Origin of the sequence: Massilia sp. UBA6681, assembly GCF_002454935.1 — a bacterium.
GTDB classification, from domain to species: Bacteria; Pseudomonadota; Gammaproteobacteria; order Burkholderiales; family Burkholderiaceae_D; genus Telluria; species Telluria varians.
This window is the reverse complement of sequence record NZ_DKJX01000084.1, coordinates 134,744-155,207: the sequence shown is the minus strand read 5'-3', so window position 1 is coordinate 155,207 and position 20,464 is coordinate 134,744. Positions and strand designations below refer to the sequence as shown.

The 20,464-nt window shown below is 66.0% G+C and carries 20 protein-coding genes and 1 pseudogene; 4 read left to right on the top strand and 17 right to left on the bottom strand.

Annotation, left to right across the window (positions count from 1 at the left end):
* Positions 1-23 precede the first annotated feature (23 nt).
* The 8 genes from B2R83_RS14755 to B2R83_RS14720 form a co-directional block, all read right to left on the bottom strand.
* Entirely contained in the window at positions 24-824 is an 801-nt protein-coding gene (locus B2R83_RS14755) for an SDR family oxidoreductase (RefSeq protein WP_292042699.1), read from the bottom strand.
* 1 nt (position 825) lies between these two features.
* Positions 826-1,500: a TenA family transcriptional regulator gene (locus B2R83_RS14750; RefSeq protein ID WP_292042697.1), complete on the bottom strand. Its 675-nt coding sequence runs from the start codon at positions 1,498-1,500 to the stop codon at positions 826-828.
* Complete coding sequence (locus tag B2R83_RS14745) at positions 1,497-2,969, bottom strand: AMP-binding protein (protein ID WP_292042695.1); 1,473 nt, start codon at positions 2,967-2,969, stop codon at positions 1,497-1,499. The genes B2R83_RS14750 and B2R83_RS14745 overlap by 4 nt, the downstream gene beginning before the upstream one ends.
* Positions 2,914-3,564 carry a thermostable hemolysin gene (locus B2R83_RS14740; protein ID WP_292042692.1) on the bottom strand — a complete coding sequence of 217 codons (651 nt, stop codon included), beginning with the start codon at positions 3,562-3,564 and terminating at the stop codon, positions 2,914-2,916. The genes B2R83_RS14745 and B2R83_RS14740 overlap by 56 nt, the downstream gene beginning before the upstream one ends.
* A 136-nt stretch (positions 3,565-3,700) precedes the next feature.
* On the bottom strand, positions 3,701-4,762 hold the full coding sequence (locus tag B2R83_RS14735; protein ID WP_292042690.1) for a hypothetical protein: 1,062 nt from the start codon (positions 4,760-4,762) through the stop codon (positions 3,701-3,703).
* Between the two features lie 101 nt (positions 4,763-4,863).
* On the bottom strand, positions 4,864-5,919 hold the full coding sequence (locus tag B2R83_RS14730) for an NAD(P)-dependent alcohol dehydrogenase (protein ID WP_292042687.1): 1,056 nt from the start codon (positions 5,917-5,919) through the stop codon (positions 4,864-4,866).
* A 28-nt stretch (positions 5,920-5,947) separates the two neighbouring features.
* Positions 5,948-6,784 carry a universal stress protein gene (locus B2R83_RS14725; protein WP_292042685.1) on the bottom strand — a complete coding sequence of 279 codons (837 nt, stop codon included), beginning with the start codon at positions 6,782-6,784 and terminating at the stop codon, positions 5,948-5,950.
* A complete protein-coding gene (locus tag B2R83_RS14720) occupies positions 6,781-7,287 on the bottom strand; it encodes a hypothetical protein (RefSeq protein ID WP_292042683.1) in 507 nt (168 codons plus the stop codon). Before B2R83_RS14720 ends, B2R83_RS14725 begins: the two co-directional genes overlap by 4 nt.
* A gap of 183 nt (positions 7,288-7,470) precedes the next feature.
* On the opposite strand from B2R83_RS14720, the gene B2R83_RS14715 reads away from it, so the two are divergent.
* Complete coding sequence (locus B2R83_RS14715) at positions 7,471-10,239, top strand: bifunctional acetate--CoA ligase family protein/GNAT family N-acetyltransferase (RefSeq protein ID WP_292042681.1); 2,769 nt, start codon at positions 7,471-7,473, stop codon at positions 10,237-10,239.
* Here the strand turns inward: B2R83_RS14715 and B2R83_RS14710 are convergent.
* Both B2R83_RS14710 and B2R83_RS14705 read right to left on the bottom strand, forming a co-directional pair.
* A complete protein-coding gene (locus B2R83_RS14710) occupies positions 10,236-10,757 on the bottom strand; it encodes a universal stress protein (RefSeq protein ID WP_292042679.1) in 522 nt (173 codons plus the stop codon). The two genes, B2R83_RS14715 and B2R83_RS14710, sit on opposite strands and share 4 nt — an antisense overlap.
* Before the next feature lie 12 nt (positions 10,758-10,769).
* The gene (locus tag B2R83_RS14705) at positions 10,770-11,207 is read right to left on the bottom strand and encodes a universal stress protein (RefSeq protein WP_209586393.1); all 438 of its coding nucleotides are present in this window, start codon (positions 11,205-11,207) and stop codon (positions 10,770-10,772) included.
* Between the two features lie 236 nt (positions 11,208-11,443).
* On the opposite strand from B2R83_RS14705, the gene B2R83_RS14700 reads away from it, so the two are divergent.
* Entirely contained in the window at positions 11,444-11,590 is a 147-nt protein-coding gene (locus tag B2R83_RS14700; protein ID WP_292042678.1) for a hypothetical protein, read from the top strand.
* 12 nt (positions 11,591-11,602) lie between these two features.
* Positions 11,603-11,722: pseudogene (locus B2R83_RS24060) on the top strand (hypothetical protein); the annotation flags it as partial.
* Between the two features lies 1 nt (position 11,723).
* Here B2R83_RS24060 and B2R83_RS14695 read toward each other — a convergent pair.
* The 4 genes from B2R83_RS14695 to ppsA form a co-directional block, all read right to left on the bottom strand.
* Complete coding sequence (locus B2R83_RS14695) at positions 11,724-12,533, bottom strand: SDR family oxidoreductase (RefSeq protein ID WP_209586391.1); 810 nt, start codon at positions 12,531-12,533, stop codon at positions 11,724-11,726.
* Entirely contained in the window at positions 12,530-13,465 is a 936-nt protein-coding gene (locus B2R83_RS14690; RefSeq protein ID WP_027865287.1) for an SPFH domain-containing protein, read from the bottom strand. The genes B2R83_RS14695 and B2R83_RS14690 overlap by 4 nt, the downstream gene beginning before the upstream one ends.
* Positions 13,466-13,504: 39 nt before the next feature.
* Positions 13,505-13,927: an NfeD family protein gene (locus B2R83_RS14685; protein ID WP_292042672.1), complete on the bottom strand. Its 423-nt coding sequence runs from the start codon at positions 13,925-13,927 to the stop codon at positions 13,505-13,507.
* 395 nt (positions 13,928-14,322) lie between these two features.
* Positions 14,323-16,755, bottom strand: coding sequence for a phosphoenolpyruvate synthase (gene ppsA / locus B2R83_RS14680; RefSeq protein WP_292042669.1), 2,433 nt, complete (start codon positions 16,753-16,755; stop codon positions 14,323-14,325).
* Between the two features lie 284 nt (positions 16,756-17,039).
* Between ppsA and ppsR the strand changes: the two genes are divergently transcribed.
* Positions 17,040-17,900 carry a posphoenolpyruvate synthetase regulatory kinase/phosphorylase PpsR gene (ppsR, locus tag B2R83_RS14675; RefSeq protein WP_209586386.1) on the top strand — a complete coding sequence of 287 codons (861 nt, stop codon included), beginning with the start codon at positions 17,040-17,042 and terminating at the stop codon, positions 17,898-17,900.
* A 556-nt stretch (positions 17,901-18,456) separates the two neighbouring features.
* Here the strand turns inward: ppsR and B2R83_RS14670 are convergent.
* The 3 genes from B2R83_RS14670 to B2R83_RS14660 all read right to left on the bottom strand — a co-directional run bounded on the left by B2R83_RS14670 (position 18,457) and on the right by B2R83_RS14660 (position 20,240).
* Positions 18,457-18,846 carry a hypothetical protein gene (locus tag B2R83_RS14670; protein WP_292042667.1) on the bottom strand — a complete coding sequence of 130 codons (390 nt, stop codon included), beginning with the start codon at positions 18,844-18,846 and terminating at the stop codon, positions 18,457-18,459.
* Positions 18,847-19,000: 154 nt separating this feature from the next.
* The gene (locus B2R83_RS14665) at positions 19,001-19,729 is read right to left on the bottom strand and encodes a hypothetical protein (RefSeq protein ID WP_292042666.1); all 729 of its coding nucleotides are present in this window, start codon (positions 19,727-19,729) and stop codon (positions 19,001-19,003) included.
* 1 nt (position 19,730) lies between these two features.
* The gene (locus B2R83_RS14660) at positions 19,731-20,240 is read right to left on the bottom strand and encodes a hypothetical protein (RefSeq protein WP_292042663.1); all 510 of its coding nucleotides are present in this window, start codon (positions 20,238-20,240) and stop codon (positions 19,731-19,733) included.
* Positions 20,241-20,464: the final 224 nt, after the last annotated feature.

Below are 20,464 nucleotides of genomic sequence, written 5' to 3'. Positions count from 1 at the left end.
TTCTCCTTTGTACTTCGCTTATGTTATCGAGGCAAGTATTTTCGAATCTGGACCAGCTGCTTGCGGATCGCCTTGTCGGGTATGCCGGGCAGCAGCTTGTTGACCAGGACGAAGAAGCGTTCCGCCGAGCCCAGGGTTCGGGTCGCGGCACTTCCCGCGAGGAAGGCCATGAACGCATCCGCGACCGCTTCGGGCGAATCCTGCGTCGTGCGCAAGGCCTGGTTCATGTCGTTGACGGCGGCGCTGTTGATCGGCGTGCGGGTGGCGCGCGGCGAGAAATGGCGCACCGAGACCGTCGAATCGGCGTACTCGCGCCGCAGCGCTTGCGAAAAACCGGCCAGGCCGGCCTTGGCGGCGCCATAGGCGGCGAAGCCCGGAAAGCCGAGCGCGCCGAACACCGAACCGATGTTGATCACCTGGGCCCGCGGCGCCGCACCCAGCAGCGGCAACAGTTCGCGCGTGAGCAGCATCGGCGCCAGCAGGTTGGTCTCGACCTGGGCGCGGATGGCGGCGGGATCCTGGCTCTCGAAGGCGTGGAAGCCGCTCACGCCGGCGTTGTTGATCAACAGGTCGATCCCGCCGCTGGCGCGCGCGGTGGCGGCGATGGCGCTCGCGGTATGGGGATCGCACAGGTCGCCGCAGACGATCTGGACGTCGCAGCCGCGCAGCTGCGCCGCCAGGGTCTCGAGCGCCTGGCGCTGGCGTCCCACCAGGATCAAGAGCGCGCACTGCGGGGCCAGGCGGGCAGCGATCGCGGCGCCGATGCCGCCGCTGGCGCCGGTGAGGACGGCGCGGTAGCGCCCGGGTTGCGGTGACCGCGCCATCTCAGGCCGCCTTCCCGAACAGCGCCTCGCCGCGCGGCAGGCTGCGGAACACGTTGCCGTACAGCCCGTACATCATGCGCGCCATGTGGACCACCGCTGCACGGTCGGCGTCGTCCTCGAGCCGGTTCATCAGCGTTTCGAAGAAGGCCACGTGTTCGAGGTCCAGGCTGCCGTGCGAACTCAGGTAACTGAAGGCTTCCGGCGGCAGCGACAGCGCGCTCTGGATGGTGCCCGCTGCGTGGGTGGCCAGCGCGGTGCTGGTTCCTTCCAGCACGTGCACCATCCCGAAGAAGCCGACCGGGTTGCCGCGGTCCACCTGGTGATAGGCATAGGCCACCATCAGCTCGGTGCTCGGGTGCGGACGGGCGCGGCGCACCGCTTCGGCGTCGCCGCCGCAGGCGCGGATGTCGGACAGGATCCATTCCTGGTGCCCGACTTCCTCCTCGATGTATTCGGCGATCGCCTCGCGCAGCCATTCGTGGCGTTCGCCGAGGCGGCTGCCGCAGGCCATCAGGAGCGGCACCGTGTGCTTCACGTGGTGGTAGGCCTGCGACAGGAAGGCGATGTACTGCGAGATCACCACCTGGCCCTGGAGCGCGTCCTGGATGATCGGGATGGAAAACATCTCCTGGCGCTCGGCCAGGGTGACGGATTGCAGTTGGTCGAAAAAGTTCACGTTGAATACTCCGGTTGATCGAACAGGGATGCGATGTCGTGCGCGTGGGCGGCGCGGATCGCGGCGCGGCGCAGGCGCCCGTTGGGGGTAAGCAGGCCCGCCGCCGGAGAAAATGGCGGCACGGGGCGCCAGCGCCGGACCTGCGCGTAGTCCGGCAACTGCGCGTTGGCGCGGTCGACCGCCTCCTGCAGCTGCGCCGGTGCCAGGCCGGGGCGGGCCGGCACCAGCAGCGCGCCCAGATAAGGCTGGGCCTCGCCGAGCACCATGGCCTGGGCGAACAGGCCGGTGCCGAGCAGGACCGCTTCCGGCCACTCCGGGGAGACGTTACGGCCATAGCCGGTGATCAGGATGTCCTTCTTGCGGCCGTCGACGAACAGGAAGCCGTCCGCGTCGAGGTGCCCCAGGTCGCCGGTCGCCAGCCAGGGATCGGCCGCTACCGGCTGGCCCAGGTAGCGCGCGACGCAATCCTCGACCAGGATCTCGCCGTCGGCGGCGATGGCGACGCGCCGGTGCGCCAGCGGTCGCCCGACGCTGCCGTCGCGCTGGGCCCCCGGCAGGTTCAGCGCCACCACCGACGCGCACTCCGACAGCCCGTAGCCCTCGAACACCGGGAAGCCGCGCGCCCGGGCGGCCTCGATCAGCTGCGGCGGCATCTTGCCGCCGCCCACCGCCACGAAACGCAGGCTGGCGATGCGCCGGTCGCCGGGCGCGCTGGCGGCCACCAGCGCCCCCAGCATCTGCGGCACCAGCGTGATGCTGTGCGGCGCATGGCGCGCGATCGCATCGAGGCAGGCGCCGGCATCGAAGCCGCTGGCGCCGCGCATCCCGGTCTCCTGCAAGGGCGGACAGATCGTGGTGGCGCCGCTGAGCAAGGCGGTGTACGGGCCGGCCAGGTTCTCGAGCAGCACCGCGAACGGCAGCAGGCACAGGTGGCGTTCCAGTCCCAGCGGCGCAACGCCGTCGCACAGGGCGCGGGCTACCTCCCATTGCTGCCCGGCGGACAGGCAGACGCCCTTCGGCGCCGAGGTGGTGCCGGAGGTGAAGGTCAGCTTCTGCACGCCGTCGAGCGGCGCGGCGCGCGGCGCGCGGCTGCTTTCGCACAGCGCCAGCGGGCCGCCCGTGTCGTGCGCCACGTCGAAGCCAAGCGCCGCGCCCTGCCCCGGATCGGCGCAGAACAGCGCGCCGATGCCGCTCTCGGCCACCACGTGCGCCCACTGCTGCGCGGTGAAGAACAGGGGCAGCGGCACCAGGGTGAGGCCGAGCGCCTGCGTGGCGAGGTCGACCATCAGCCACTCGGGCGAATTGTCGGCCAACATTCCTACCGGGGCCTGGGGCCGGGCGCGCGCGCCGAGCGCGGCGCCGATGCGCGCGATGCCCTGCGCAAGCGCGGCGCGGTCGAGCCCGCGCTCGCCGTCACTCAGCAGGATCGCGTGGTCGGGCAGCGAGTCGAGCAAGTTCTGAATATCCATATTGAATGTCGCCAAACATGACTTGTGGGTGGGTGTCGTAATAGCTGCCCCACTGGCTGCCGCCGTCGGGCAGGCGCGCCGGATCGGCGCACGCCAGCACCTGCGGGCGCAGCTGGAGGCGGCTGAAGGAATTGAGCAGGCTGGTGGTGGCGGTGAAGGCCACCACGCGCAGGCCGAGCCCGTGCAGCAGGCTGGTGGTGCCGACGATCAGGGCGCGCGCCGCGCCCGGATGCAGCGCCGCCAGGTTCCCGACCTCGACGATGTCGGTGCGCGCGACCGGACGGCCGAGGCGCGCGCCGATCTCCGCTTCGATCGGACCGTCCAGGTAATGCTCGAGGAAGAGCGGATGGGCGCCGGCCAGCGAAAAGCCCAGCGCGGCCGTCCAGGCGCCCTCGGCATCGCGGCAGCCCACCAGGGTGTCGCTGAAGTGAGCGATATGCGCGCCGTAGTTCTTCAGGAAGGCGGCAGCGATGAAGGCCTCGAGCTGCGCGCGTCCCGGATCGCCCCGCTCGTAGCATGCGAGGCTCGTTCGGGGCCGGCGCGGCAGGCGCGGCGGCAGGGCCTGGCCTGCAGGCGGTTCAAGAATGTTCATCATGCGTGGCCTGCTTGCTGCTGTTTCAATGGTGCAAGCCTATGCAGCGAACATTAAACCCAGATTAAGCGGACTGCAGCGCAGGACAGTTCGCCGCAATACTGACAAAACGCCAAGAGATATTTTCGCGACGATGTCTCTACGGGCGGGAGGCTGCAACACGCCGCCCCTGCACCCGGAGCAGCGCCAGCCCCATCGCCAGCATCGCGAAGTGCGCAGGCTCCGGCACCCCGGGCACCGGCGTCAGCAGCGTGGAGCCGTAGCAGAACACGCCTGTCCGGTCGCAAGAGTGGGCCAGGATCTGGCCACGATCGTTGATTTCGTCAGCCGAAACCAGCAACAGGTCGGCGCCGGGGTCGATGAGGGTGTTCGGGTCGATCAGTTCGCCGTCGGCATACAGGAAGGGGCGACCGTCCGTAACGCCGACGACCTGGCCGCGGTTGTTGATGTCGTAGCCGAAGCTGTTCGCCGCCCAGGGCGTCAGGTTGGTGAAGGTGTCGCCATCCCACAGGAAAGCGTGGGTGCGGCCGTTGGCGCCGGTGACGGAGCCGGTCACCCAGCCGGCATCGTTGATGGCCTGGCCGATCACCGGCTTTCCTCCGAAGAGCGGCAGCTCGGACAAGACCCCGTCGCTGTACACCGCCGTGCGCGGGACGTAGCCGTTGTCGTAATCGTAGTAGCCGACCAGCAGCTCGCCGCGCTCGTTCAAGTCGCCGGCCCCGCTGTTGTCGGGCTCCAGGACGTGCACCACGCCGTCCCTGAGTATGGCGGCGCGGAAGTCCGCGCTGCGGGCGGCGATCTTGCCCCGGTTGTTGATGTCGCGCACATCCTGCAGGCCATAGCGGGTCGTCAGGTCCACCATCCGCCCGTCGGAATAGAAGAAAGAGTGCGCTTCGCCCGTGCCCGTGGTCGAGATCCCGACCGCCTCGTCGAGGTCGTTCAGGGCGCGGACCTGCGTGACGTAGCCGCCCAGGCCGCCGACCGGTTCCCCGAAAGGCGAACGGATGATCCCGGCACCCTGGTACGGCGTCTCGGGTCCGTAGCTGTTGACCGCGAAATGTCCCTGGTTGTTGAGCGCAAGCGCACTCGCATACTTGCTGCCCGCCGGCGACGTCGAGAAATATTCCGGGACCGCAGCGGCAATCGGCGCCAGCATGGCCAGCAGCGCCGCCAAGCCGGCGCGACACACGTGCCTGTTCATCATCGCCCCCTGGCGGCGGTCTTCACGCCGCAGTCGAATCCATTCTGACATCGGCGGACCCTGGAGCGCCGCACGCGCCTGCGTGCCGCATCCAGTTCCATTCAGGGCACGATCGCCACCTTCAGCACGCCGTCGCGCTGGTTGGCGAACAGCTCATATGCTTCCTCGATACGCTCGAGGGGGAAGCGGTGCGTGACCAGCGGCCGCAAATCGACCCGGCCCGAGGCCACGATGTTCATCAGCCGCCGCATGCGGTGCTTGCCGCCCGGGCACAGCGTCGTGATCAGCTTGTGGTCGCCCAGGCCGGCGGCGAAGGCGTCGACCGGCAGCCCCAGCTTGCCTGAATACACACCCAGGCTCGACAGGGTGCCGCCGGGGCGCAGTGCGCGCAGGCAGCTTTCGAAGGTCTGCTGGGTGCCCAGGGCCTCGATCGTGACGTCCGCGCCCTGCCCGTCGGTGAGTTCGAGGATGGCCTGGACCGGATCGGTCTGCCGGTAATCGATGACATGGTCCGCGCCCAGCCGTTTGGCCATCTCGAGCCGCGCCGGCACGGTGTCGACCGCGATGATGCGGCTGGCGCCGCGCAGCCGCGCGCCGGCGGTGGCGCACAGGCCGATCGGTCCCTGGGCGAACACCGCCACCGTATCGCCAATGCGGATCGCGCCGTTCTCGGCGCCGCCGAAGCCGGTGCTCATGATATCGGGGCACATCAGCACCTGCTCGTCGCTGAGCCCATCCGGGACCGGGGCCAGGTTCGCTGCCGCGAACGGCACCCGCACGTACTCGGCCTGGCAACCGTCGATGGTGTTGCCAAAGCGCCAGCCCCCCATTGCATGCCCCCCGCACTGCGACTGGTGCGCTTCCAGGCAGGCGTGGCACTGGCCGCAGGGCGTGATCGCGCCGACCACGACACGTTGCCCGAGCGTATAGCCCTCGACACCCGCGCCGAGCTCGGCGATGACGCCAACGGGTTCGTGTCCGATGGTCAGACCGGGCTCGACCGGATACTCGCCTTTCAGGATATGCACGTCGGTCCCGCAAATGGTCGTCATCGTCACCTTGACGATGGCTTCGCCGGGCCCGGCCTGCGGCACCGGCTTGCGCTCGAGCGCGATCCGACCGGGGCCGGTAAATACTGCCGCTTTCATCGTTTCCATGGAAGCTCCTTTTGGTAGGAAGAGACGCTCAGCGCGCCATCAGCACGGCCATGGTCGCCTCCTGCAGCACCTTCCTGGTGACGCCGCCGAGGAACAGTTCGCGAAACTGCGAGTGCCCGTAGCATCCGATGACGAGCACATCGTAGGCCTCCTGGTTGGCCAGCGTGAGCAGGGCCTGCCCGCCATCGATATGGCGGTTGAAGGCAATGATCTCGGCCTGGACCTCGTGGCGCGCAAGGAAAGCGGTCAGGTCGGCCCTCTGCTGTGCGTCTTCCAGGTCGGTGTTGCCGGGCGAGCGGAAGGAAACGACCGTCACGCGCACCGCGCGCCGCATCAGCGGCACCGCGGCCAGCAGTGCGGCCGATGCTTCCTTGCTGCCATTCCAGGCGGCCAGGACATGCCGCCCCATGAAATGCGTCACCGGCGCGCAGGGAACGACCAGCACCGGGCGGGCGCAAGTGAAGGCAACGTACTCGGGAATACGCCCGACGGTTTCGGCCAGGGCCTCCGTCAGGTCGTCCTGGTTGACGACGACCAGGTCGGCAAAGCGTCCCATCCGCGCCAGGGCCTCGCTGGCGAGGTCGCAGACCAGGCGCTTCTCGAACGCGACGCCGGCCTCGCCGGCGAGCACGCCGAATCTGTCGAGCGCACGCGCTGCTGACTCGTTCAGGGGGCCGAAATAGCTGGCTTCGAGGCTGCCCGGCGCCGCAGGGTAGCCGTGCGGGAAGACCTCGCGCGAGACGCCGATGGCGGCGACGCCGATCAGGTGCGCCTCGTGCTCGGCAGCCAGCCTGGCCGCGAGCCGGATGCGCTGCGGGGCATGGCGCGACTCGTCGGCATGTACGAGAATGGTCCTGTAGCTCATCGGTCTTCTCCCGTTGGCAATGACATCGGAAACTCGGCCTGGCGCTGGCGGCGTGCCGCCAGACGCGCCGCGGCGCGTCCCGCGAGCGGCCCCGGCACACGTCCCCGGCGCAGGGCCAGCACCGCGCCGCGCGCCGTGGCCAGCACGCGCAGGCCGCAGAAGCGGTGCAGCGACAGCAGGTCCGGCAAGGCAGCCACGACCGCCCGGCCGACGCCCAGGTCGCCGGCTTCCACCAGGGGCACCGCGTGATGCAGGGCGTTGAGCAGCAGGGCATTGTCGCGGCGCTGCTCGTGCACCCCGGAAAACCCGGTCGCTTCCATCAGCGCCTCCTCGCGACGGAAGGCGGCTTCGACGGCAGCGCTCAGGTGCACGAACGCGGCAGGAAAACGTTCGTCCGGCTCGCCCGCAACGGTGCGGACCTGCGCCAGCAGCAGCTTGCGCGCATGCGCCAATGCGCGCACGATGGTGTGGGCGCCCGGCGCGGGCGCTGACGAGGCAAGCATGATGACACCTTCGATGTTGACCGGGGTAGAGGTGGCAGTCTCGCTCTTTCCCCCCTACCCTGTATTTGATGCAGATCAAATGGGCTAAAATCGCTGCAAGGCCGCATGCGTTCGACGGTCAAAGAAGGGGTCATCCAGCCTCGACAGGCTTGGGGCGCTTGGCGGCAACCGGCAGGAGCATCCATGAGCATCCGCAACCTGAATCACCTGTTCGCGCCCGCGTCCGTGGCCGTGCTCGGCGCTTCCGACCGTGCGGGCAGCGTCGGCGCCACTGTGTGGAACAACCTCGTCGCCGGCGGTTTCCGCGGGCCGCTGTGGCCCGTGAACCGGCGCCATGCCCGGGTTGGCGGGCAGCAGGCATGGCGCAGCGTCGCCGACCTGCCGGCCGTACCGGAGCTGGCCGTGATCTGCACACCGGCCGCTACCGTACCCGGCCTGATACGCGAACTCGGCGCGGCCGGCTGCCGCGCCGCCATCGTCATCAGCGCCGGCCTGGACGCTCCCGCGACCGAAGGCGATCCGGGGCAAAGCTTGCGCCAGGCCATGCTCGACGCCGCCCGACCGTGGCTGCTGCGCATCCTCGGGCCCAACTGTGTCGGCCTGCTGGTGCCGGGCATCGGCCTGAACGCCAGCTTCGCGCCCGCCGCGGCGCTCCCCGGGCGGCTGGCCTTCGTGGCCCAGTCCGGCGCCCTGGTTACCGCCGTGCTCGACTGGGCGGCGGCCCGCCGCATCGGCTTTTCCTGTTTCGTTTCGCTGGGCGACGGCAGCGACATCGATTTCGGCGACCTGCTCGACTGGCTGGCCGGCGACGCGGGCACCGATGCCATCCTCCTGTACGCCGAAAGCGTGCGCCAGGCCCGCAAGTTCATGAGCGCGGCGCGCGGAGCGGCGCGCGGCAAGCCTACCCTGATCGTCAAGTCCGGCCGCGGCGCCGACGCGGCGCGCGCCGCATTCAGTCATACCGGCGCGCTGGCCGGCTCCGACCTGGTCTACGACGCAGCCATCCGCCGCGCCGGCATGCTGCGGGTCTACACGACGGCCGAGCTGTTCGACGCGGTCGCGACCCTGGCCCGTACCCGGCCTCCGCGCGGCGAGCGGCTGGCCATCCTCACCAACGGCGGCGGGCCGGGCGTGATGGCGACCGACGCCCTGCTCGACGGGGGCGGCGTACCGGCCCGGCTCGCACCAGATACGGTGGCGCGCCTGGACGAAGGCCTGCCCCCGCTGTGGTCGCACGGCAATCCGGTCGACATCGTCGGCGATGCCCCTGCCGAGCGTTACCGCCACGCGCTGGCCGCGCTGCTGGATGCGCCTGAAGTCGACGGGGTGCTACTGATCCATGCTCCGACCGCCATCGTGGCGAGCAGCGAGATCGCCGCCGCCGTGCTGCCGCTCATCAACGGCAGCAGCCGTCCGGTGCTGTGCTGCTGGCTGGGCGGGCCGAGCGTGGCCGGTGCGCGCCACCTGTGCATCGAGGCGGGCGTGCCGGTATTCGACACGCCGGAGGAAGCGGTCAAGGGCTTCCAGCAACTGGTCGACTACCGGCGCAACAGCGACATCCTGGTGCAGGCGCCGGGCCCAAGCGAGATGGCGGTACCGGACCGCGATGCAGCAAGGTCCCAGGTCGAGGCCCTGCTGGCCGGTGGAGCAAGGGAGATCGGCGAGACCGACACCAAACGCCTGCTGGCTGCGTACGGCATTCCCGTGGTGCCCACGGAGAGCGTCGCGGACCGGGGCGCTGCGCTGGCGGCGGCGCGCCGGATCGGCTTTCCCGTCGCGCTCAAGATCCAGTCGCCGGACCTTGCGCACAAGACCGAGGTCGGCGGCGTCGTCCTTGACCTGGAGGACGAAGACGCCTTGTGCGCGGCCCTCGATGCGATGCTCCCGCGTGTCGCCAGCCTGCGCCCGCAGGCGCGGCTGGCCGGGTTTACGGTGCAGGCCATGGCGCGCCGGCCACAGGCACTGGAGCTGATCATCGGCATTACCACGGATCCGGTATTCGGTCCGGTGGTGTTGTTCGGCCATGGCGGCATCGCGGTCGAGGTCACGGCCGACCAGGCGGTCGGGCTGCCGCCACTGAACCGGGTACTGGCCGCCGACCTCGTCAAGCGCACCCGGGTGGCGCGGCTGCTGGCCGGCTACCGCAACCTGCCCCCGGCCGACCTGGACGCGCTATGCGACGTGCTGGTGCGGGTCGGACAGATGGCGGCCGACCTGCCCGAGCTCGTCGAGCTCGACATCAATCCACTGCTGGCGGACGCCGGCGGCGTGGTGGCGCTCGACGCCCGCATGCGGCTGGAACCGGTGCCGCCGGGCCGCGACGGCAGCGCGCGCCTGGCCATCCTGCCCTACCCGGAACACCTCGAACGCCAGGTCGCCAGCAGCATCGGGCCGCTGACGATCCGCCCGATCCGGCCCGAGGACGCGGCTGCGCATGTGGACTTCTTCAAGGCCTTGAGCCCTGAGGACGTGCACATGCGCATGTTCGGCATGATGCGCGAACTCTCTCCGCAACAGCTGGCGCGCTTCACGCAGATCGACTACGCACGCGAAATGGCCTTGATCGCCACCCGCGCCGTGCCGGCCGGCAGCGAGACGCTGGGCGTGGCGCGCGTCGTATTCGACCCGGACGACCTGCGCGGCGAATTCGCCGTGACGGTGCGATCGGACCTGCAAGGATGCGGGCTGGGGCGGATCCTGTTGTCCAGCCTGCTCGATTACTGCGACGCGCGCGGCGTGCCGCTCCTCGAAGGCCTCGCGCTCCCGGAAAACACGCGGATGCACAGGCTTGCCGCCGGCCTCGGCTTCGCGCTGGAGGGCGCCGCCGACGGCATGGTGCGCATGCGGCGGCCTCGTGAGCACGGGCATCCTTCGCCCTCCCCGCGGGAACACCCGCTATCGGAGAACGTGGACGCGGAATCCCGCTGCCCCACGCTGCACCGGCGCCCCTAGTCGGGATCCCTGGCTGGCCAGGCCCTCGCCAGCGCCTGCGCATCCGCCGGGGCCCGGACGTCGCCAGCCACCGGGCGCAGCACCATCACCGGGACCGGCGCATAGGCGAGCACCGCCTGCGTGACGCTGCCGGCCAGCAAGCGGCTGATCCCGCGCCGCCCGTGCGATCCCATCGCGATCAGGTCGCAACCGTGCTGGCGCGCCGCGTCGGCGATCGCCTCGGCCACGTCGAGCGCATTGGTCGTCACTTTCGTGCAAGGCACGCCGGCCGCTTGTGCGCGCGCGGCGATGGCATCGACATAGTGGGTGGCATGCTCCAGCAGCACGTCGGCCCGCGCGCCCGGATCGTAGGTCATCGAACCTTCGAGCGCCTGCAGGACCGGCTCGGGAAGGGCGACGCACAGCGCGACGATCTCGCTGCCGCACGCACGCGCAAGATCGATGGCGGTGTCGGCGGCCGCCTCGGCGACCGCCGAGCCGTCGGTCGGCACCAGGATGCGTTTGTACATGAATGCCATTCTCCCGCGCGCCTAGCGGTGCACCAGCACCGGAATCAGGCTGTGGACCAGCACTTTCTGTGTTTCGCTGCCCAGCAGCAGTCCCTTGATGCCCTTGTGCCCATGCGATGCCATCACGATCAGGTCGCAGAGCCGTTCGCGCGCCGTGGCGATAATGGCTTCGTACGGCTCGTCGGAGACGACTTGCACGCAGCTGCAGGGCACACCCGCATCGCGCGCCAGCGCCGCCACCTCGTCCAGGAGGCGCTGCCCGTGCGCCCTGCTGGATGCGAGATACTGGTCGCGGGTTTGCTCCATCATCTCGGCATTGGCGGTGAAGGTATGGAATTCGGGCGTGGCGGTCATGCCGACCACCTCGGCGCCCAGACTCTTGGCGAAGTCGACGCCGGCCCGGATAGCACGCTGGGATGCCTCCGAACCGTCGGTCGGGAGCAGGATACGCTGGTACATGGCAACCTCCATCACTAAGCCCTACAGGTCTGTACCGGTCAGGACATCCGGCACCAATCAGGCGCTTGCCGTTTGAGAGAATCGGTGCCAGTCTGCTCTCCCGGGCTCGCAGTTTCTTTGATGCAGATCAAGAACTTCCGGGTTCAGTACTGCGGCGCTATCGATCCTTCCTACGCGCAGATCGTCCGGCACTGGTACTGCGGAACGCGCTCGCCATATCGGACAATGGCGCGATCGTGGCGCAGGCGCTGTCGAGCTTTTCCGCCGCCTTCAAGGAAGCCAAGCTGGGTGACATCCACAGGGCGACGTGGACATGGGGCGATGAAAGCAAGGATGCCGCTGTCGTAAGCGAGCGCAATGGCGCGGGGAATGCGAGCGGCTAGCATGCCTATGGCGCGCCAGGGAGTTACCGCGCCAGCCTGACCGTCACCGACAGTCGTGGCGCAAGCACGACGGTACATCGACAGCTCACCATCCGACGCGCCGGGCCGCATGTGGCCGGCGAAGACGGCTAAGTCAACGGGGACGAACGTCCTCCTTGAGGGCCGCCAGCGCCATCTTTTCCACCAGGCCGGGCGCGATCAGCTTGAGGAAGCGCCCGAGCCTGCCCTTGGCCGTCATGACGACTTCGCGCCGGCGCGCCTCCATCCCTTCGATGATGAGGCGTGCGCATTCTTCCACGCTCATCGCGCCCTCCTCGTTCAGTGCACTCGCGCCCATCGGCTCCCCTTGCGCATTGAAGCCGCGGTAGCGGATCCTGGTCGCCACCACGCCCGGATAGGCGGTGGTCACGGACACGCCATGGCCCTTCACTTCGGCGCGCAGCGCTTCAAAGAAGCCGGTCATGGCAAACTTGGTGGCGCTGTAGGCGGTGCGCCCCGGCACGCCGACCAGGCCGGCCAGCGAGGACACCGCAACGATGCGGCCCCTCGAGGCCTTCAGCGCCGGCAGCGCGGCCTGGGTGCACCAGACCGCGCCCCACAGGTTCACGCGCATCAGCTCCTCGTACCAGGACAGGTCCTCGACTTCCTCGAACAGCGCATGGGCCGAGCGGCCGGCGTTGTTGACCAGGACGTCGATGCGCCCGAAGTGCTCGACGGCGCTGACCACCAGTCGCCGGCACTGAATCTGCACGCCGACGTCGGTCGCTACCACCAGCGTCTGCGCGCCCAGCGCCGCGCATTCGCCCGCCACCGTGTCGAGCTGGGCCGCGTTACGCGCCGCCAGCACCAAGGCCACGCTCGCGCCTTCTTTTGCCGCCAGCTGGCGAGCGATCTCGGCGCCAATGCCATCCGAGGCGCCGGTGATGATCACCACGCGCGTCATCGGAGGATGTCCGGTTGCTGCGATTTCACGATCTGCAGCGCGCTGGCGATCACGCTGCTCATGTCGCCCATGTTGGCCGGGACGATCAGCGAATTGTTGGTCTTGGCCAGCTTGCCGAAGGCGTCGACGTAGTGCTCGGCCACGCGCAGGTTGACCGCGTCCATGCCGCCCGGTTCGCGGATCGCCGCGCCCACCTGGCGCAGCGCGGCGGCGCTCGCATCGGCCAGGGCCACGATGGCGCTGGCTTCGCCCTGGGCGCGGTTGATCGCGGCCTGGCGCTCGCCCTCGGAACGGGCAATCGCCGCTTCGCGCTCGCCGCTGGCGATGTTGATCTGTTCCTGGCGACGGCCTTCGGAAGCGGCGATCAGGGCGCGCTTCTCGCGCTCGGCGGTGATCTGGCGCTGCATCGCGTGCAGGATCTCGGCCGGCGGGGTCAGGTCCTTGATCTCGTAGCGCAGCACCTTGACGCCCCAGTTGGCGGCCGACTCGTCGATCGCGTTGACGATGGTGGTGTTGATGTGATCGCGCTCTTCAAAAGTCTTGTCGAGCTCCATCTTGCCGATCACCGAACGCAGCGTGGTCTGGGCCAGCTGGGTGATGGCCTGGATGTAGTTCGACGAGCCGTAGGAGGCGCGCATGGCGTCGGTCACCTGGAAGTACAGGATGCCGTCGACCTGCAGCTGGGTGTTGTCCTTGGTGATGCAGACCTGCGGCGGCACGTCCAGCGGGATTTCCTTGAGGCTGTGCTTGTAGGCGATGCGGTCGATGAAGGGCACCACGATGTTCAGGCCGGGCGCCAGCACGGCGTGGAACTTGCCGAGTCGTTCGACCACCACCGCGTGCTGCTGCGGCACCACGTTGATGGTCTTGAAGATGAATACCAGCGCAATGATGAAGAACACCAGCGCCACAGTGCCGAACGTGAATTCCATGAGCATCCCTTATAGATGAGTATTAATTATTAGTTGGTCTTATGAATTAGCGAGGATCAGCCGGCTGCCGCGCACCTCGACGATGCGGTAGTCCCCTGCTTCAGGCTGCGCGCCGGGGCCGAGTTCGACGTCCCACAGCGCGCCGCGGTACATCACGCGGGCGCGGCCATCCACCCAATGCGCTACCGCGACGCGCTGCCCGATGTCGAGGTTGACGTTGCGGTCGCGGGTCGCATCAAGCTTGGCCGGCTTGCCGAAGCGGCTGCGGTGCAGGAGCGCGGTTGCGGCCAGGCCGACCAATGCGGCAGCCAGGGTCTGCATCGGGCCACTGGCGCCCGCCAGGGCGGCCAGCGCGCCGGCGCTCAGGCCGATCGCGATCATCAAGAGATAAAAGGTGCCGGTGAACAGTTCGGCGATCACGAGGATGCCGGCCACTACCAGCCAGCTCATCCAGTCCGTCATTGGCGTGTCTCCTTGAAGTGGTGGATCAGAAAAGTAAAAAACCCCCGCGGCCTGCGACAGGCGGCGAGGGCTCAACGATGTCGATGCGCTTGATTATTGTGTGCTTTCTGGCAAAGAGTTATCGATGCCAGTGTAGCAGGTCTGTCCTGGAAAGGAAGCTTCCCGGCCGAGCTTTATCGCCTGCGCATAAGACTGCCTTCGCCCTTCAACCCGCGGCCGCCGCCCATGCGACGGCACCGACCCCTGCGCCAACCAAGGCCTCCGCTGCCCGCGCCCACCTGAAGGCCGGCAAGCACGCCTGAGCGGGCGTGTGGCCAGCCCGTGCGAAGGCAGCGGAATGAAAAAACCCCGCTGCCTGCGCGGCGAGCGGGGTTGTGGCTACTGCCCTGGCCTGCTTACTTCGCGGCCAGCTTCTGCCAGGTCTCGATCACCGAGTCCGGATTGAGCGACATCGACTCGATGCCCTCGCCCACCAGCCACTCGGCGAAGTCCGGGTTATCCGACGGCCCCTGGCCGCAGATGCCGATGTACTTGCCCTGGGCGCGGCAGGCCTTGATGGCGAGGCTCAGCATGGCTTTCACGGCCGGGTCGCGCTCGTCGAAGTCCTTGGCCAGCAGCTCCATGCCGGAGTCGCGGTCCAGGCCCAGGGTGAGCTGGGTCAGGTCGTTCGAGCCGATCGAGAAGCCGTCGAAATACTGCAGGAACTGTTCGGCCAGGATCGCGTTGGACGGCACTTCGCACATCATGATGACGCGCAGGCCGTTCTCGCCGCGCTTCAGGCCATACTTGGCCAGCAGCTCGATGACCTTCTCGGCCTGGCCCAGGGTGCGCACGAACGGGATCATGATCTCGACGTTGGTCAGGCCCATGTCTTCGCGCACGCGCTTCATGGCCATGCATTCCATCTCGAAGGACTCGGCGAAGTCCTCGGCCAGATAGCGCGCGGCGCCGCGGAAGCCCAGCATCGGGTTCTCTTCGTCCGGCTCGTAGCGCGAACCGCCGATCAGCTTCTTGTACTCGTTCGACTTGAAGTCGGACAGGCGCACGATCACCGGCTTGGGCCAGAAGGCCGCGGCGATGGTCGCAACACCCTCCGCCAGCTTGTCGACATAGAAGGCGCGCGGCGAGGCGTGGCCGCGTGCCACCGACTCAACCGCCTTTTTCAGGTCGACGTCGATGTTCGGGTACTCGAGGATGGCCTTCGGGTGCACGCCGATGTTGTTGTTGATGATGAACTCGAGGCGCGCCAGGCCGACGCCGCCGTTCGGCACCGACTGGAAGTCGAAGGCCAGCTGCGGGTTGCCGACGTTGAGCATGATTTTGGTCGGGATCGGCGGCAGCTCGCCGCGCGAGACTTCGGTGATCTCGGTTTCCAGCAAGCCGTCGTAGATCTTGCCCTCGTCGCCTTCGGCGCACGAGACGGTAACAAAGGTGCCGTCCTTCAGCGCCTCGGTGGCGTCGCCACAGCCGACTACGGCCGGCACGCCCAGCTCGCGCGCGATGATCGCCGCGTGGCAGGTACGCCCGCCGCGGTTGGTGACGATGGCCGAGGCGCGCTTCATGACCGGTTCCCAGTTCGGGTCGGTCATGTCGGCCACCAGGACGTCGCCCGGCTGCACCCGCTCCATCTCGCTCGGATCGTGGATCACGCGCACCGGACCGGCGCCGATCTTCTGGCCGATCGCGCGGCCGCTCGTCAAGACGGTGCCGGTGCCCTTCAGGCTGAAGCGCTGCTGGGCGTCGGTGGCCTTCTGCTGCGACTTCACGGTTTCCGGACGCGCCTGCAGGATGTACAGCTTGCCGTCGCGGCCGTCCTTGCCCCACTCGATGTCCATCGGACGGCCATAGTGGTTCTCGATGATGACGGCGTACTTGGCCAGCTCGACCACTTCGGCATCGGTCAGCGAATAGCGGTTGCGCATCTCGATCGGCACGTCGACGGTGCGCACCGAGCGGCCGGCCTTGGCTTCGCTGGTGAACTCCATCTTGATGAGCTTCGAGCCGATGTTGCGGCGGATGACCGGCAGCTTGCCCTGGGCCAGCATCGGCTTGTGGACATAGAACTCATCCGGATTCACCGCGCCCTGCACCACCGTCTCGCCCAGGCCGTAGCTCGAGGTGACGAAGACCACGTCCTTGAAGCCAGATTCTGTATCGATGGTGAACATCACGCCCGCGGCGCCCGTGTCCGAACGGACCATGCGCTGCACGCCGGCCGACAGCGCGACTTCGGCGTGGGTGAAGCCCTTGTGGACGCGGTAGGAGATCGCGCGGTCGTTGTAGAGGGAAGCGAAGACGTGCTTCATGGCTTCGAGCACGTTGTCGATGCCGACCACGTTCAGGAAGGTCTCCTGCTGGCCCGCGAAGGACGCGTCCGGCAAGTCTTCGGCGGTGGCCGATGAGCGCACGGCGAAGGAGACTTCGGTGTCGGAATCGGCGACCAGGCGCTCGTAGAAGGCGCGGATTTCCTGTTCCAGGCGCGGCTGGAACGGGGTGTCGACGATCCACTGGCGGATTTCAAGGCCGGCACTGGCCAGCGCACGGACATCGTCGATGTCCAGGCCTTCCAGGCGCGTGGCGATGCGTTGCGCCAGCGAAGGCCCGCCATCGCTGTGCTCGAGGAAGTCGCGGAAGGCGTCGGCCGTGGTGGCGAAGCCGCCCGGCACGCGCACGCCGGCGCTGGCCAGCTGCGAGATCATCTCGCCCAGCGAGGCGTTCTTGCCGCCGACCGACTCGACGTCGGTCATGCGCAGGTTCTCGAACGATGCTACATAGACCCGTGATGCTTGCTCAGGCTCCTTCAATGCTGCTACAGACAGGTTAGTCATGGTGATGCACCCTTACTTGAGATAGAAACCTTGTGGCTGCCTAAAGCGCCTAACAAAACCTCCATGGCTGCGTTCACCGTCTCGCCGTACAGGCGTACTGTCTTCGACGGTGCGCCTTGCCCTGAAGGTTTTGTTAGACGCTTTGGTGCATCGTGCGGGACGACGGGGTGTTCTTGTTATTCTGGCCGTCGTGCAGCACAATGCAGAACCGTTGCCGAGCATTTTACCGCGTGAGCGGCAAACCTCGCTGCAACTTTGTCAGAATGACTTAGTATTTCGACACCATGATCGTAGAAACCACCGCTTCGCCCACCCCGGGTTCCGCCCCTTCCTCGCGCACCGTCTTCTTCGTCTCGGACGGGACCGGCATCACGGCGGAGACCTTCGGCCACGCAGTGCTGAGCCAGTTCGAGATGCGTTTCCGCCAGATTCGCCTGCCCTTCATCGACTCGGTCGAGAAGGCCCACGAGGCCGCGCGCCGCATCAACGACAGCTTCGCGCGCGACGGCCAGCGGCCGATCGTGTTCTCGACCCTGGTGAAGCACGACCTGTCGAGCATCATCCGTGCCGCCCGCGGCATGCACATGGACCTGTTCCAGACCTTCGTCTCGCCGCTCGAGCAGGAACTGGGCGTCAAGTCGACGCACACGATCGGACGCATCCACAATGCAGTGGACACCGAGGAGTACAAGAACAGAATCGAAGCGATCAACTTTTCGCTGGCCCATGACGACGGTCAGTCGCACAAGAATTTGGCCGAGGCGGATGTGATCCTGGTCGGGGTGTCGCGCTCGGGCAAGACGCCGACCAGCCTCTACCTGGCGATGCAATATGGCCTGAAGGCAGCGAACTACCCGCTGATTCCCGACGACTTCGAGCGCGGCAAGCTGCCCTCTTCGCTGCCGCCGTTCAAGGCCAAGCTGTTCGGGCTGACGATCACCCCGGAGCGCCTCTCGCAGATCCGCAACGAACGCCGCGCCGGCAGCAAGTACGCGTCGATCGAGAATTGCCGCTATGAAGTGAACGAAGCGGAAGCGATGATGCGCCGCGAGGGCATCCGCTGGCTGTCCTCGACCACCAAGTCGATCGAGGAAATCGCTACGACTATCCTGCAAGAGATCAAGCCGGACCGGCGCGAGTATTAAAGGTCTGGGAAAACGGTGGAGCCAAGCCAAGGTGACGTCCGCTTCTGGCCGTTCTCGATCATTTAATGGAAGCCAGTCCTTCCGTCCAATACGGGACTCAATTGTCAGTCAACGCGGTCGGCGGCGTTTGACAATCCAGCCAACTAGCATCAGGGCGCCGAAATAGATAGCGATGTTAGCCAACAGTGCACCGATGTATAACTTGTCTTCGATAAACGCAAGCTTCCCCTCGACGGAAATGCCTGGCTGATCATACAGATACCCGATAGGGAACCCGCCCTTGAGTGCAGGCTTATAGCAAGGCTCGAAGCGTGGAGCTCCACAAAGATTTCCATGCTGGACCTGCTCCGGACCTACGCGTTCAACACTGACCGAGAGTAGTGCAAGCGTAGTTGCTGCGGCTAACGCGAGGCTAGTAAAGGTAAGTCGCGAAAGAGTTCTTTTCATCTTTCGAGCCGCCTGTTCAGTAAGTTCAATCGCCTGCTAATGGCTGGCAGACGACCTACCTGGTCAGTCTGCTTGCGACCCAGAGCGGACCGTGACAGCGGTCGAACGATCAGCTCTTTTTGCTTTCAAGCGGAGGCCAGCAATGCACGGCGCCACTGGTCTCCCCCATTGCACGGCGCCAAACCTCTTCGGGAAAATAGCCGCGCTCCGTCAACGCTCCAAAAAAATCAGAGCTGCCCTTGGCCTCGCTCGGCACTACAACGGGGCCCTCTCGTCCGTGCAGTTGGATGATGATCGAGTCTGAAGAGTACAGGCCTTCATCCTTGAAGCAAACGCGCGAGATGTCGTCCCACAGGAATTCTTGATTCCAAGCAGGATCAAGTCCCCCAAGGACGAGCACCTTGACTCGTGCGTCATCAAACTCAACGGCCAGTATTTCACGCAACGGCTTTGGTCGTCTAGAAAGAAACCATTCCTTAATGCTCTGCAGACTGAACATGTCTTTCCTCAGATACGGGTATTACCGCTCTTGGCAGAACCCGGCTGTTGAGCTCAGCATAGCAGGTTGCCAAGCACGGAAAATCGCCAACTGTCACGAAGGACCATACCGACCCATTGCAGACATATGAATTGCTTTGGTGTGCCTGAAGTGATCATTGTGCTAGTCGAGGAGCTCGATACCGTTCACTGCACACCTTTTTCAGCTCAAAATCGTCACCAAATTGGTATGCAGTCACAACGCCGTAGAACTTGGTAACGAGGAGCGGCTCGGCGATCGCTTTGAGCGTTATCCCGACATCGCCACAGTTTCCTGCTTCAGCGGATAGGCCTTCCAGTGCAGGACTATCAATTAAGCGGTAAGTGTCTTTTTGGTACAGAAAATACGTATCGCGCACGCAGTAGGCATTTCCTACGAACCTCTCTATGCGGACAATCTTTCCGCCTTTACTCGGTATATCCACTTCGAATACTCGCCCTGTATAGTCGGCGTATTCCAGCAAAACGCTCTTCACCTGCTCAGGATTAGTTGCGCTCTTCCATATATTTTCTGCTGCGATCCCTCCACGATCTAAACAGTCTTGATCGCCAGGAAAACATAATTCTCGCTCCTGTGGCTTAGCTTGCAATGGACTGCCGGCTTCGTCCGCAACAGCATCTTGAACCAACGGCTTGCACGACACAACTTGGTCGGCCTGTGCAAAAGTTGAAGCGCAGGCCGTCGCAAGGCACAGCGCCAGAGTAGCTTTTACTAGCATGTCTGTCATAAATTCGAGATGTGGATTGTCCGCTGTTGGCCGTTTGCCGTCCTTTGGCCGAGGCCGCTCCGTTGCAGTCGTACACTCAGGGGCGATAACGGTTCTTGCCGAGTTCAGGAAGTTCATGTTATCGCCGGCTGACCGCACAGCGAAGCGAGGTGCCATCGATACTCCCGAGTGCGCTTCGCTCCCGGAGTTCATGTAGGACTGAATTAGGCAGTTGCGAAACCTTGTCGAACGCTGACGAAAAACATTGTGGCTCTGCATCTTTGATTCGACCACGGTCGTTATCAAAGACAATAAACAAGGCCGCACCGTCAGCGACACGAACTGTCGCCGCATAATTCTTGTCCGGACAGAATTGTGGCTTACATGCGCTGACAACCAGATATCCGTCTACAAGTGCATTTGTTGTTTCAACTAGCTCATTCATCATCGCCCGTCGCCAATCCCGCGGAACCGCTGTGGCCAGGGCCTCTTGCACGACAGGAACTGTAAAGAACTTGGGTCCGCCATACTTGCCCTTCTCCGAAACATAACGTTTATCCAGTTGGGACAAGTGGTCCCTTGGAGCAGCTGCGTGGGCTGAAGTGATGCCAGCGACAACTGCGAAGATGGAAATCAATTTGACGTGCATAAAAGATAGCCTGCGCTGCTGGTTGAGTACGCTATGGTCAATCTTACTCGCTTGAAGAGGAAAGTCGACCGCGAGCCAGCGCGAATGCCGTTCGAAACACACAATCTTCACAGTAGGTCGAAACGGCTGCTCCTGGCCGATAGCGGGCAGCCATATGGCTTCGTTACGAGCATGTCACCGTTCAAGCCAGCAACAGCTTTTGTCCTGGCGTCCTAAAAGCCAAA

Coding starts and splice junctions, on each gene's coding strand:
- B2R83_RS14660 (WP_292042663.1), bottom strand. CDS start 20,240: ATGCACGTCAAATTGATTTCCATCTTCGCAGTTGTCGCTGGCATCACT.
- B2R83_RS14715 (WP_292042681.1), top strand. CDS start 7,471: ATGAGCATCCGCAACCTGAATCACCTGTTCGCGCCCGCGTCCGTGGCC.
- B2R83_RS14710 (WP_292042679.1), bottom strand. CDS start 10,757: ATGGCATTCATGTACAAACGCATCCTGGTGCCGACCGACGGCTCGGCG.
- B2R83_RS14685 (WP_292042672.1), bottom strand. CDS start 13,927: ATGACGGACTGGATGAGCTGGCTGGTAGTGGCCGGCATCCTCGTGATC.
- B2R83_RS14695 (WP_209586391.1), bottom strand. CDS start 12,533: ATGACGCGCGTGGTGATCATCACCGGCGCCTCGGATGGCATTGGCGCC.
- ppsR (WP_209586386.1), top strand. CDS start 17,040: ATGATCGTAGAAACCACCGCTTCGCCCACCCCGGGTTCCGCCCCTTCC.
- B2R83_RS14755 (WP_292042699.1), bottom strand. CDS start 824: ATGGCGCGGTCACCGCAACCCGGGCGCTACCGCGCCGTCCTCACCGGC.
- B2R83_RS14705 (WP_209586393.1), bottom strand. CDS start 11,207: ATGTACCAGCGTATCCTGCTCCCGACCGACGGTTCGGAGGCATCCCAG.
- B2R83_RS14725 (WP_292042685.1), bottom strand. CDS start 6,784: ATGAGCTACAGGACCATTCTCGTACATGCCGACGAGTCGCGCCATGCC.
- B2R83_RS14720 (WP_292042683.1), bottom strand. CDS start 7,287: ATGCTTGCCTCGTCAGCGCCCGCGCCGGGCGCCCACACCATCGTGCGC.
- B2R83_RS14735 (WP_292042690.1), bottom strand. CDS start 4,762: ATGAACAGGCACGTGTGTCGCGCCGGCTTGGCGGCGCTGCTGGCCATG.
- B2R83_RS14745 (WP_292042695.1), bottom strand. CDS start 2,969: ATGGATATTCAGAACTTGCTCGACTCGCTGCCCGACCACGCGATCCTG.
- B2R83_RS14730 (WP_292042687.1), bottom strand. CDS start 5,919: ATGGAAACGATGAAAGCGGCAGTATTTACCGGCCCCGGTCGGATCGCG.
- ppsA (WP_292042669.1), bottom strand. CDS start 16,755: ATGACTAACCTGTCTGTAGCAGCATTGAAGGAGCCTGAGCAAGCATCA.
- B2R83_RS14665 (WP_292042666.1), bottom strand. CDS start 19,729: ATGAACTTCCTGAACTCGGCAAGAACCGTTATCGCCCCTGAGTGTACG.
- B2R83_RS14740 (WP_292042692.1), bottom strand. CDS start 3,564: ATGATGAACATTCTTGAACCGCCTGCAGGCCAGGCCCTGCCGCCGCGC.
- B2R83_RS14670 (WP_292042667.1), bottom strand. CDS start 18,846: ATGTTCAGTCTGCAGAGCATTAAGGAATGGTTTCTTTCTAGACGACCA.
- B2R83_RS14690 (WP_027865287.1), bottom strand. CDS start 13,465: ATGGAATTCACGTTCGGCACTGTGGCGCTGGTGTTCTTCATCATTGCG.